This window comes from Stenotrophomonas sp. CS3K5, assembly GCF_059515225.1.
This window is the reverse complement of sequence record NZ_JCAKRX010000002.1, coordinates 433,784-447,652: the sequence shown is the minus strand read 5'-3', so window position 1 is coordinate 447,652 and position 13,869 is coordinate 433,784. Positions and strand designations below refer to the sequence as shown.

The following is a 13,869-nucleotide window of genomic DNA, read 5'->3' as shown; positions in this document are numbered from 1 at the left end:
GGATGGCAGCCATGCTGTGTCTCGGTTTAGTGCTTGTGGGGTGCGGTCGATCACCCGCTGACCCAGTGCCACCAGCAGCAAGCGCGGCAACCGCTGAGGAGTTTTCGTTCGTGGAGGTTGTCGCACGCCCGGTTGACCAGTCGCCAGGCAACGCCATGCGGCCGGCGCATCCTGGCGATGCCATTGAGCTGTCGCTCAAGAGTCAGGGTTCGACGCGAGGTGCGGATCTATCCGTAAAGATGATTGCACTGGCCGACGGCAGCACTGCGGGCGTTCGGAAGCTGCGGCTGAATGCGGGTAATGCTGCCGCGCCGAAACTGGTGTTTGAGCCGGGCGAGCCCTGGCGGGTCGGGCGGTATCTGTTTGAGGTCAGCCTCAACGGGAAGTTGGCGGGAAGCCAGGAGCTTGAGATATTCCCGGCCGAACCGGACGCTCCCGCGCAGTGACTTCAGAAGGGCCTGTCACGGGTTGCTCAAGGCTTGCAGGAATGCAATGAGATCACGCCTTTCCTCAATGGTCAGGCTGATCGGTTGCCCGGTGGTCAGTCCTCGATAGTAGAGTTCATGTTCGACGGCAGCATCCAGGGTCTGGATGCTGCCGTCGTGCATATAGGGGGCAGTGCGGGCAACATTGCGAAGGCTTGGGGTGCGGAATGCTCCCATGTCCTTGGGATTGCCGCTCACGGCAAAGCGACCCAGTTCTGCAATATCGGCGTCCGTGAGAATCAAGGTTCCCAGCGGCTGGCCTCCTGCGCGTGCATCCTCCAGCTGGATCTGTAGATTTCGCAGATTGCCGGCAATGCGCTCGAAGCCCACGCTCGCGTGATGAAACTTCCCGTCGCTCAACTCGTGAGTTCCATCCAGGGAATGACAACTGGCGCACTGAGCCTTGCCTTTGAAAAGTGCCATGCCGCGCTCCGCTCGTGGGCCCAGGAGCTGGGAGTCTCCCGTCAGGCGAGCCCGATCGTACGGACTTGGCGCGGGTTGAAGGCTGAGCAGATAACTGGAGAGGGCCTCTGCGATGTCCTGCTCGCTTACAGGTCTCCCAAGGAATTCTGCATACTCTGGATGCTTGGAGATGTGTTGCATTGCCTCGTGCATCGTTGCATGCCCCATCTCAACAGGATTCGCCCAGGGTTGAAGCACCGCGACGGCCAGGCTGCTCTCCCGCCCATCCCAGAACTGGGGTCCCTTTGCGCCTAGTCCAATCAGGCTCGGCGCGTTTCGTGTGCCCGCCTTGCCGAAGGCGCCAATGGAAACGGCTCGCGCATCGGTGAAGGCGTGCTCGGCTGCATGGCAGGAGCTGCAGCTGGTCGTGCCATCCGCGCCGAGCCGCGTGTCGTTGAACAACAACTCCCCCATCCGGGTTTGCTGGTTCTGTTGCTGGGTCGCTATCGCTTCGCCCAGCGGAGAGCAGGCGCTCAGCAATGACGCAATTGCGAGTATCCCGCCGATCCTTGTGCGCCCCATCTCAGTCCTGACTTGGTCATCTCCGTCCGCATTGACAGAGCTTCGCTGGTGACTGTATATCCTTCCCACTGGACGCGCCACGAGGGCGCCTGCAATTCCACGAAGCGGCGGGAATGCTGCTAGCTCAGGGGTGAGCATTTATGGAAGGACGCATGCGTTGCAGTGCGGGTGCTGGCCGACTGGCTGGCGTCTTTGGCAGGGGAGGGCGATATCACATACATCACCTCTCAGTTTGGCTGATGAGCCTGATCGTATCTGCGCTTGCCGCCCAGGCATGGGCAACAAGCTATGTCTATGACGCCAATGGGCGTTTGACTGCCGTAACCAATGACGCGGGGGAATCTGCGCGTTACGTATACGATGTGATGGGCAACATCCAGAAGGTGGAGCGCTTTGCAGCCGGCGAGCTGGTGCTGTTCGGTTTCAGCCCTGGCCGCGGTGTCAGCGGTACGCCTGTGCGCATCCAGGGGCAGGGTTTCAGTGCTGAGCCGACTGCCAACGCAGTGCGTTTTGGGGGTGTCAGCGCGGACGTGCTCGGGGCCAGTGGTAGCGAACTGCAGGTGGTGGTGCCGCCAGGCGCGGTTACCGGCCCGATCTCTGTAACGGTTGGAGCGCAGTCGGTCACCAGCCGCACGGACTTTGTCGTTGATCAATCCAGTCGTACACCAAGAATTGATAGCTTCTCCCCCCAGATTGTTTCCGTTGGGGCGAAAGTCACCCTGCTGGGTGAATCGTTGTACCCGCTTCCACATCAGACCACCGTGCGCGTCGGCACCCGCTCGGCGCTGGTCACGCGTGCTGCGAACAATGAGGTGGAGTTCTCGGTGCCCTTGGGAGGGGCCAGTTCCAGGGTCAGCCTGTCCACGCCCTATGGTTTGGCCGTCAGTGATCGGGATCTGGTGGTGTTGCCTTCTGGTGTCACGGCGGCTGAGATCGCTGCCGTACGGCGCGTTCAGGCAGACGGTGTGGAGATCCCTCTGTCCACCCAGAACGCCGGCCAGCAGGTGGCCCTCCTGTTCGATGCTGAGCTGGGTGAGCATCTCGACGTCCAGATGTCGGCAATCACGGCCGGCAATCTGGCTTACACGCTCTACGATCCCTCAAATCGCAAGGTGGTTGACGGTACTGCAACGACCTCAGACCCCACCGTGCTACTGCCGCCTGCGGCGAAAGCGGGAACGTACCTGCTGCTGATCAAGCCCTCGCAGGGCCCCGCCAGCTGGAAGCTGGCCATCGAGCGTAGCCGCATGATCATGGCCGACGGGGAAACGCTGCCGCTTGCAACGACGATTGCCGGTCAGAAGAAGCGATTCATCTTCAGTGGAAGTGTGGACCAGCGGCTGGGACTCGGGCTGGAGGGGCTCACTGTCTCCTCCGGAACCTCGATGTACGCCACCGTCATGAATCGAAGCAATACGGTGGTCAGCGCGTCCTGCCCTCTCAGCTACGACGGATGTCAGCTCAATATTCGCGCACCGCAGACAGCGATCTACAGTGTGGTCTTTGCTCCGGGTTCAACGGCGCAGACCTTCCAGGGGAAAGTGACGCTTACCAACGATCTCCGCTTGGATCTTCAGCGCGAAACGCCCCTGCAGTTGGTTGTGCCGCGACGGGGGCAGAACGCAAGGCTGCTGTTCAACGCACAGGCCGGGGAGTCTCTGTCCTTCCAGGTCATGGGTCAGGCGACGCTACCTGCCGGTCGATACGTCAACTACGCGGTTTACAAGCCTGATGGGACCCTGTTCTCCAGCGCGAATGTCACCACCCACCAGTTCTTCAATCTTCCAAGCCTGCCGCAGACGGGTCAGTACTTCGTATTTGTCGATGCAGACTTTGGGGCTACCTCTACCGCTCGCGTGATTCTTAGCGAGGGCCGAGGAGGTGGTGGGGAAGTGGATGGCGAAGTGGGTGCCTTCCAGACGGAGTCCGGTGGGCAGTCTGTCTACTTCAATTTCACCGCTACCGAGGTGGATCAGCGTCTTGGCATAGGGATCAGCGACCTGACCCTGAGTAATGGAAACTATGTCTGGGTCTACGTTTTCCAGCCTGACGGCACCTCCCTGGGTACAACCACGTGTTATCAGTCCGACGGCGGGTGCGGCATCAATGTTCGCGCAACCAAGGTCGGTCGCTACAGCGTCAGGGTTGAGCCGCTCAACGCGACACAGACCATGCGGTTGCGGGCCTGGGTGACAACGGATCTGCATGCGGATATCGCCCGCGAGTCGCCCTATCAGCTCTCGACGAGCCGTCGTGGCATGAATGCGAGGCTCTACTTCAACGCGGAGGCAGGGGAGACTCTTGGCATTCAGATCGCCGGCCAATCAACCGAGCCCTCGGCGAAGTACGTTTCGTATCAGGTCTACGGTCCCGATGGCGCGCTGTTGACCAGTGTCAACTCCGCAGGCTCCGATACGCTTCGCCTCCCGACGCTCTCTGCCTCGGGACGGTACATGCTCTTTGTGGATCCGGCCCATGGCGCCACGCTGCAGAGCAGAATTACCCTTACCTCGGGGCGGCAGAGTGGTCTTGAGATAGACGGCGCAGCGGGTGGATTTGTCGCCCCCGTCGCGGGGCAACCAGCGCTCATCACCTTCACCACTACGATCGCAGACCAACGGCTTGGGCTTGGGATTCGAGATCTGGAGCTGAGCACTGGCTCGTACGCTAATGTGAGCGTGTATGGGCCAAGCGGAGATCTGCTCGTAAGTCGTGCGTGCCAACTCAGCGATGGTGGATGCGACCTCAACATCCGTGCGCCCAAAGTGGGTACTCACATGGTGGTTGTCGCGCCGCAGCTTGCATCGCAAGCGATGCGCTTCACAGCATTCCTTAGCAATGACCAGATCATCGATCTTTCCCGTGAGCAACCACTCAGCCTGAACATCTCCCGGCCGGGCCAGAATGCACGCCTGAAGTTCAGCGCGAACGCTGGTGACAATCTGGCGCTCCAGATCAGTGGTCAAACCAGTACGGCAAATCGAACGGTCTATTACACCATCTACAAGCCTGATGGAAACTCGCTCACAAGCGTAGGGACCAGCGCTTTCGAAAGCCTGAAGATGATGAACTTGCCGGCTGCCGGAGAATACTTCGTCTTCGTGGATCCGAACTATGGCGCCACGGTTCAATCACGCGTGCTGCTGACGGCTGGCAACGGAAGTAGCCCGGTCATCGACGGCGAGCCGGGCCAGATCACCACCGCGGCCGGAGGGCAGGCAACATTTTCCACATTCAAGGTCGATGAGGTCGATCAGCGTCTGGGTATCGGTATCAGCGATCTGCAGCTGAGCAATGGGAGTTCGGCGGTCACGGTCACGCTCGCGAGGCCAAGTGGTGGGTCAGCAGGCAGCGTCACGTGCTATCAGTCCCAACAAGGCTGTGATCTCAATCTGCGTGCGCCGGAGGCCGGCGTCTACGGCATTGTGATGACGCCTCATGAAGCCAACCAGACGATGAGCTACTCGTTGACGGTCAGCAATGACCTGCGCCAAGTATTGCCGCGGGAGACGACGCAGACGTTGAATATTGCACGTCGTGGTCAGAACGGCCGGATGACGTTCAATGCACAGGCGGGAGAAACGCTGGCCCTGCAGATTGCAGGGCAGTCAACGCAACCAGCAGGCAGGCAGGTCGTCTACGGTGTCTACAAGCCTGACGGTACGTCCCTGATCAGTCGAAGCACGTCGAGCTTTGAGACGCTGAATCTTCCCTCTCTTCCTGTCAGTGGTGAGTACCTGGTTTTCGTCGATCCCAACTATGGATCGACGGTTACGTCGAAGGTCACCCTGACAACGGGGGCAGGGGGCGGAACAGAGATCGACGGCGGTCAGGGTGAGTTTGCCACCACGGTTCCAGGGCAGCCCATCTACATGACCTTCCAGGCAACTGCAGGCGAGCAGTTGGGCCTTGGCATCAGCGACCTGGCTGTCTCCAACGGAAGTTACGTCAGTGTGGCGGTCTATCGCCCCAACGGGAACACGGCTGCCAGTGCTACGTGCTACGTGTCGGATCAAGGGTGTGCGCTTGGAATCAACGCTGTAGAGAGTGGAACCTACAGTGTGGTGACCACGCCGCAGAGTGCCAGTCAGACAGTGCAGTACAAAGCCACCTTGTCGCGTGATCTGCGCATTCCAGTTACGCGGGATGTTCCGCTGGATCTTGTGATCGCGCGCCGGGGCCAGCGGGCACGACTGGGCTTCAATGGCGAGGCGGGCGATACCCTCTCATTGCAGGTTGCGGGCCAGAGCACGTTCCCGGCAGGTCGATCCGCCTACTACAGGGTTCTCAAGCCTGACGGGAACTCGCTGGACTCGTTCAGTACAACGGGGCACGGTTCCCTGGAAATGCGGTTGCCGGTATCGGGCGCTTACCAGGTTCTGGTGGAGCCTCGCTATGGTGAAACCTTGAATAGCCGCGTTACGTTGGCTGTGGGTAACGCCCAGGCGGTGGATGGAGATCCCACCTCCGTAGAGACCTCTCTTGGCGGGCAGTCTGTCCGTGCAACCTTCCAGGCAACGGCAGGCCAGAGGCTCGGGATCGGCGTGTACGACCTGTCTCTGTCATCCGGCTCATATGTGAATGTCGCTGCGTATCGTCCTGACGGAGGCCTGGCCGCAAGTACGAGCTGCTACTCCAGTCAGAAGGGGTGCAAGCTCAATGTCCAGGCCAGCCAGTCGGGCATCTACAGCATGGCAGTAGTGCCCGCCTCGGCAAATCAGACGCTTTCCTACAAGTGGATGGTGACGCAGGACCGGACGGGTACCTTGACCGCCAATCAGCCGCTGGATCTGGTACTGCCCCGTCGAGGACAGAACGCGCGTCTGAGCTTCAGTGGTGCGGCCGGAGACACCTTCTCTGTACAGGTATCAGGACAATCGACAACTCCGGCAGATAGGTCCGTCTACTATCGCGTCTACAAGCCCGATGGGACTTCGCTGAGTTCCTTCAGTACGACGAACTTTGGGGCGTTGGAGCTGCGTCTTCCTGTCGCCGGCGAGTACCAGCTGTTCGTCGACTCGGCATATGGGGAGACTGTGACCAGTCGATTGGCGCTTGATGCCGGTGACCCTCAGTCGATTGGTGGTGAGCCCGCCGCAGTGGAGACGACCCATGGTGGCCAATCAACGCGCGGTACTTTCGATGCGGTAGCGGGGCAGCAGCTTGGAGTCGGCATCTATGACCTCAGCGTGTCGTCCGGCAGCTACGTCTACGCAACCATCTACCGGCCCGATGGCAGCCAGTTGACCAGCGCCACCTGTTACATTTCCAACAAGGGCTGCAAACTCAACGTATCCGTCAACAGCACCGGCCGGCACAGTGTCGTAATCACCCCTCAATCTGCCAGCCAGACATTCGCATACACATGGCTGGTCTCGCTGGATCAGATTGGCGCGCTGCAGCCGAACGAACCCCTGAATCTTGTGCTTCCGCGTCGCGGCCAGAACGCGCGGCTCAGCTTCACTGGTGCGGCGGGGGGGGCGGTCGCTTTGCAGGTTGCCGCGCAGACGACATTCCCGGTGGATGGAACGATCTACTATCGCGTGGTCAAGCCCGATGGCGGCACGCTGGTGACGATGGGGGCAACCGGGCATGGCTCGCAGGAGTTGCGGCTGCCTGTTGCAGGGATCTACCAGGTGTTCGTTGACAGTACCTATGGGCAGACTGTGAGCAGCCGGGTCACCCTTGCTTCGGGCGCAGTCCAGCTGATCGGTGGCGAGCCTGCAGCTGTTCAGACCCAGCATGGTGGGCAATCAACACATGCCAGGTTCCAGGCAGATGCAGGCCAGCGGCTGAGCATCGGCATCCATGACCTCACCGTATCCTCCGGCAGCTATGTGAGCGTCGCGGTCTATCGCCCCGATGGTGCCGCGTTTACCAGCACGACCTGCTCGGCATCCAATCAAGGCTGCAAGCTCAGCCTGGCGCCAACGGTATCCGGAACCTACAGTATTGCGGTCACTCCACAATCCAGTAGTCAGACCTTCGCCTACAAGCTCACACTCTCGCAGGATATTGAAGGTGTCCTGCAACTGGATCGGCCGCATGATCTTTCGATCGGCCGGCGAGGGCAGAATGCTCGATTCACTTTTGACGGCCAGGCCGGGCAGTGGCTGTCGTTGCAGATCGCAGGGCAGGTGACGCTGCCCACGGAGCGCACCATCTACTACCGCGTATACCGGCCAGACGGGACCCAGTGGACGAGTACCTATACCTCATCCTTTGAGGCCTTGCGTCTTCCGGTCTTGCCGGCAACGGGGCAGTACTCGGTCTTGGTCGACTCAATGCATGGCGAATCCCTGCAGGCGAGGCTGACACTCGCCTCCGGTGCCAGCGGGCTACGTCTTGACGGCAGCGACGCCAGCATCGTCACCGACCTGGGCGGCCAGGAGGTATTTCTGACGTTCGGGGCAAAAGCCCTGCAGCGCGTCACGGTGGGCCTTTCGAATCTCCACGTCTCAAGCGGGACCTACTTCGCCGCCTCCCTCCATGGGCCGGACGGCGTGACCTCAAGTGCAAACTGTTACCCGCAGAATGGAGGCTGTCAGATGAAGCTGACAGCCAACGTTGATGGAACCTACCGGCTGTACGCCCGGCCAGTTTCCGGCAATCAGAAGATCGGCTTCACGGCCGCGGCATCTACGGACGTGACTGGTGTGCTGAGGAAAGGTGCACCGCTGTTGCTCTCGCTGCCGCGCGTGGGGCAGAACGGTTGGCTATCGTTCGATGGTACAGGTGGTGAAAAGCTTGCCCTGCACTTCACCGACCCGGTGACCCAGCCGTCAGGCGGCAACGTCTACTGTGTGGTCTACAAGCCAGACGGCAGTGTACTCACCGGCGCGAACGTCACTACGAACCAGGTGCTGCAACTGCCGGCACTGCCCAGCAGCGGAACCTACCGGATGATGGTCAGTCCGGACTACGGAAGACCTCTGTCAATGAGTATCGAGTTGAAGTAGGGACAATCGGCCTGCCCGCAGCAGGCCGCCTGCACAATGGATTGGAGCAAAGGCATGGTCAGCAATCGCAATCGCTGGAACGTTCTCTTGATCGGCCTTTTACTGGGTCTGGTCGGGGCTGTGGGGCCGTCCCAGCAGCTGTTCGCATCCGGTACGTCCGCGGAGAATGCATCCAGGGCGGCTGAGCGCACTGGCGCTCCTGGTATCCAGAAGTCACTCCGGCTTCCGGAAGGCCAGTTGTTGCTGGTCTCCTCCAGTGGCGCCGAACTTCAGCTGCAGCACTCGGTTGGAAGCCAGGTTTCACGGCGCTGGTCGCTGCCTCAGGTTCGCAGGAATCCAAGCCTCACCATGATGCCTGACGGGCGCGTGTTGATCTGGGGCGGGCGGGATGGCCAGGGAAGGCTGCAGCAGGATGGGCTATGGTTCGATCCGCAACTGCGTGTGCTTGAGCCTGCGCTTGGGTTGCCGATGAGTGCGCGGAGTGGCCATACAGCAACCGTGTTGACAGACGGCCGCGTGTTGTTCGCCGGTGGTGACGGGGAGGGTAGCGGCTACGAGGTCTGGAGCCCTGACTTGGGGCAGCTGATTCAGCCAGAGGGTACTGCGCCGCGCTCAGGCCACAGGGCGGTGCTGCGCGCAGACGGCCAGGTCGATCTTCTCAATGGCGGAGCAGGGTCCGTTGGCTCACGCGCGGATATGCTGTTCGATCCAGCCAGCAACAAGGTCGTAGTTCGTGGGCCAGAGCCGGTGTCACGGTCATCGTCCGAAGGGTTGGCCGGCGCGCTCCCCATGCAGGGCGGCAAGGACGTCAATGTGGACGCCCGTCTTGCTCTTCGTTTCACCGAGCCTGCGCGACTGGATGACCTCAACGACGCGAACATCACCTTGTTCGGGCCGGGTGGAACAACGAGGGCACACATCGTAGCGGCTGAAGGAGGGCGCCTTGTCTTTGTGAAGCCGGCGCGGCCGCTCTTCCCAAATGCTCCCTATACCCTGATGGTTGATGGCGTTCGTACACAGCAGGGTAGGGCCCTCCCCCTGATGATGGTCGACTTCACAACGGTGGCGCTCTCTCCGGACGCCGGTGCCCAGGGAGCATCGGCCGGCGCCACCAAGACTGTCCAGTCACAAAGCAATGTCCGTTACTGCGGTGGTCGAGCTCGGGTGCCTCAGCCCTGTGCGCGCGCGAGCAGCATGGACGAAGGCGTTTGGACGCCAGGGCAGGACAATCTGGGCGACCATTGGCGCATGCTTGGCCGGCAACCGGAACTTTCCTACCTGGGATTCATGCCAGCCTTCTACAAGGCACTTGGTAAGACTGCCTTGGCCGGAACGGTGCTGCGCACCGATGGCGTGCCAGTGGCCGGTGTAGCTGTCAGTGTGGGTTCCAACAGCGCCCGGACCAACCAGAGTGGACAGTTCCTTCTGTACGATGTTCCTGCGGGGCGCCAGCGCGTCTATGTTGACGGTACGACTGCCAATAGTGCGGGCTATGAGTACGGACAGTTCGTTGCGGGCGTGGATGTGAAGGAGGGTGAGCTCACCCAGGTCCCGTTCACCATGTGGTTGCCGCGCATCACTGAGCGGGACAAGATCAAGATTTCCTCTCCCAGTGCCAAGGACATGACGCTTACTCATCCGGATCTGCCGGGGATGGAGCTGCATCTTCCTGCTGGCACGGTCATTCGGGATCAGAAGGGCAAGATCGTGACGGAAGTGGCGATCGTCCCCACGCCGATCAACCGCTCGCCCTATCCGCTTCCGGCGAACTTCTCCATGTACTTCACCCTGCAACCCGGCGGCGCCGTTCTGCAGGGTCTTACGCCGAAAGCAGGCAGGGGAGCCACTGTCCACTATCCGAACTACGACCGTCATCCAGAAGGGACGCGTGCCGACTTCTGGCTCTACGACGCCATGGAAGGGTGGCGTGTGTACGGCCAGGGGCGGGTAAACAAGGAAGAGACTCAGTTCGTCCCGGAGCCGGGAGTTGCGCTTCACGAAGTGGTGAGCTTTGGTGCGGCGGTCAGTCCGAACGACCCGGCTCCGGAGGAGGGGATGCCTCCAGACCCGCAGGAATGTGGCGAATGCAATGCCGGTACCGGCAGCAACGCGACAGCGGGTGACCCGATTGATCTTCGAACAGGGCGATTCACATACCAGGAAACCGACATCTCGATTGCCGACGTGATGCCGCTTATCCTGGGGCGGAACTATCGACCCAGCGATTCGGTGAAGCGCGAGTTCGGCATCGGAACTGGCGCCGGCTTCAACTATCGCATTGCCAGGAAGAACAGCTATGCCCAGATGCAGCTCGTACTTCCCAACGGCACACCTTTGGTGTTTCAGCAGACCTCGGGAAGTGAGGCCTACGGCACCTGGCGCTACAACGGAAAGCATGGTTTCTCGGGCGCCGTCCTCTCCTCTGAAAGCGAGGGCGGGTGGAAGTACCGGCTGAAACTGCGCGACGGGAGCCAGATGACCTTCGAGCAGTACAGCCCCAACCGAATCAAGACGGTTCAGGACCGCTTTGGGAACACGATCGAGTACCAGTACGACGCGGGTCGTGTGAGCCGGATAGTGTCGCCCCATGGGCGGCATATTGACCTGAACTACGATGCCCAGAACCGGATCATCTCAGCGGTTGATCCACTCGGTACTACATGGCGGTACGAGTACAACGCCTTGGGTATGCTGGCGAAGGTGATCTATCCGGACAGTTCGTTCCGTCGGTATGGATACAAGACCTATGGAAAGGCGCCGGTCCAGCAGCATCTCCTGAATGAGATCTACGATCAGCGCGGGAATCGGTTGCTCTTCAATGAGTACAAAGAGAGTGATCTGATCGGGACCGGTGTGATCACCACTGGGCAGGTGGTTCGTCAGACGCTGGCCGATGGAGCGGTATACGCAATTCAGTACGATCATTTCGATGGCACGAACAATGGAACACTGGTCACTCATCCAGATGGTAGTCAGCGGCGCGTAACCTTCGAGAACGGTCTATATCCAGCGACGGACACATTGGCTTACGCGACGCCGTTGGCGCAAACATATCGCTTTGAACGCGATAGCGAGGGCCGCATGACGGCTCGAGTGGATCCATTGGGCCGACGAACCGAGTATGAGTATGATGCCTCGGGCAACGATTCACGCATTACTGCTCTGGCCGGCACGGCGCACGCGACATCAGCGGCTGCCACCTACGACGGCAATGGAAACCTAATTTCCATCACCGCACCACTCGGGCGGACCTGGAGTTTCGAGTATCGGAATGGCTGTCTGTCCAAAAGCGTGAACGGACTGGGCAACAGCTCAGTGTTCAGTTGCAACGCTGCTGGCCAGGTCGATTCCATTGCCGATGCCTTCTACAACACCTCGGCCATCCATTACGTCGGTCCCGATATGGCAGCGGTCACCGATCCCTCGGGTCGCGTTGCCTCTTTCCGTCATGACGCAGTTGGACGTCCGATTGCTGGCGAGCAGATGGACGGCGGCGTGTCGCGTGTGGAATACGATGCGTTGGGGAGACTCGTCAAGACCGTCGCAGCTGATGGATCGGTGACGGAGATGGCTTACGATGGCAACAGCAATCTGACGGATGTGTTGCTGCCTCACCTGGCTGGGATCAGCTATGAGTACGATGTTCGCAACCGCTTGACAAAAAGGACCGATGCGCTCGGTCAGGTGGAGGCTTGGACGTACGACGCTATGGGTCGCCTTGTTTCCTATACAGATCGTCGCGGCGTGGTGACACGATACGTCCATGATCTCCTCGGGCGTGTGACGCGCGCCATTTATGCGGATGGAAACGAGGTTTCCGCCGAGTATGATGCGGGAAATCGGCGGGTCCGCCTTTCGGATTCTGCTTCTGGGGTCACGACCTGGACGTATGACGGGCAGGACCGTGTGCTTTCAGTTGCCACACCGCAGGGCTTGATTTCGTACACCTATGATCTCGCAGGTCGCCGAGCCTCGATGAAGGTTGACGATCAGCCTATTGTGAGCTATCAGTTCGATGCCGGTGATCGTTTGGTAAGACTTTCGCAGGCGGGAGAGGCAGTGCAGTTCCATTACGATATCGCCAATCGTCTAATTAGCACCGTGCTGCCCAACGGAGTTCGCTCCAGTCGCGTGTATGGCGAAAGTGGTGAGGTAGTTGGCATCGCATGGGGGCGGGATGGCGAGCCCGCGCTGGGAGATCTTGGTTATGGATACGACAGCAATGGTCGACTGATATCGCAGACGGGCAGCTACGCGTCATCTGTTCTACCCAAGGGCGATTCACTGATTCGTCAGTACGATGACAATCAGAGGCAGCTGAGTGGCAGCGCGGTTCCAATTGAGCATGACGCCAACGGAAACATTACGGCGGAGGGTGCGCGGCGCTACATTTGGAATGCCAGAAATGAACTGGCTCGCATCACCGAAGGAGGGGCGGAGATCGCGACGTTCACTTATGACGTGATGGGGCGTCGTACCAGTAGGACCGAGAACGGAGCCACGACTGAGTATCTGTATGACGGTTTCAACGTAGTGCAAGAGAGGCGAGGTGCAGTCGCCAATCCCGTTCTTTCAGGCTTGGAGATTGACCAGCGATTTGCTCGCAACGATGGGGAGCGGCGCGCCTATTTCCTGGTCGATCACTTGGGGAGCACTCGAGCATTGACAGATGTCAATGGAAGAGTGATCAACCGTTACGACTATGATCCCTATGGGGACGTGGTCGCACAGTCCGACGGATTCGAGAATCCCTACCTCTTCGCTGGGAGAGAGCGGGATGCATCAGGCCTGTACTACTATCGCGCGCGCTACTACAAGGTGAGCACGGGTCGTTTTATCTCCGAAGATCCAATCGGTCTAGCTGGAGGGCTGAATCCCTACGCATACGTTGGCGGCGACCCTGTGTCTTATGTGGATCCAAGCGGATTGCTTCAGGTGCGGGCGTATGCCAGCCGGGCAGGGGGTATTGGGAACGAGTGGCGCTATGTGATCGAGTTCAATCCATTCTCTCTGAAGGACGTTCCAGGGCTTGGTGGTCAGTTGAGGCGTGCTGGTAACAGGCTGGAAGCTATTGTAAATGCAATGAAGCCCTCCGCAGTTGGGCCCCAGCGACCAATCAAGGATGCGCTGGAGTGCGGCGCGCTGGACTCCAAGTTGAAGAAGGCGTACGAAGATGCCGGTTATCGTCCAGGCCAACAGCTGACTCGCGAACAAGCGGAGAACTTCTTGAACCAGGCTAGGGCGTCTCATCCGGAGATGAGGGGGCTGTATGACCCGGCGACGTCAATGCTGGATGCTGCGCGCGAGAAAGGGCGTAACAATTGGTTTAATTCTTTGTACGAGCAGGCGCACCCTGGAGAGTTCTGATGGGCTTCAAGAATCGTTTTCTGTTGGCGTGGCTTGGGTCTGCGTTCCTTCTAACTCTATATACACTCGCTTCA

4 protein-coding genes are annotated in these 13,869 nt (G+C 59.9%); 3 read left to right on the top strand and 1 reads right to left on the bottom strand.

Annotated elements, in window-relative coordinates; all coding sequences use genetic code 11:
• The first annotated feature begins 110 nt into the window (after window positions 1–110).
• A complete protein-coding gene (locus AC5YGJ_RS04615; RefSeq protein ID WP_496185894.1) occupies window positions 111–446 on the top strand; it encodes a hypothetical protein in 336 nt (111 codons plus the stop codon).
• 15 nt (window positions 447–461) lie between these two features.
• On the opposite strand, the gene AC5YGJ_RS04610 is transcribed toward AC5YGJ_RS04615, so the two are convergent.
• A complete protein-coding gene (locus AC5YGJ_RS04610) occupies window positions 462–1,361 on the bottom strand; it encodes a cytochrome-c peroxidase (protein ID WP_496185893.1) in 900 nt (299 codons plus the stop codon).
• Window positions 1,362–1,708: 347 nt separating this feature from the next.
• On the opposite strand from AC5YGJ_RS04610, the gene AC5YGJ_RS04605 reads away from it, so the two are divergent.
• Together AC5YGJ_RS04605 and AC5YGJ_RS04600 are read left to right on the top strand one after the other, a co-directional pair.
• Entirely contained in the window at window positions 1,709–8,428 is a 6,720-nt protein-coding gene (locus AC5YGJ_RS04605) for an IPT/TIG domain-containing protein (RefSeq protein ID WP_496185892.1), read from the top strand.
• A 54-nt stretch (window positions 8,429–8,482) separates the two neighbouring features.
• Entirely contained in the window at window positions 8,483–13,795 is a 5,313-nt protein-coding gene (locus AC5YGJ_RS04600; RefSeq protein ID WP_496185891.1) for an RHS repeat-associated core domain-containing protein, read from the top strand.
• Window positions 13,796–13,869: the final 74 nt, after the last annotated feature.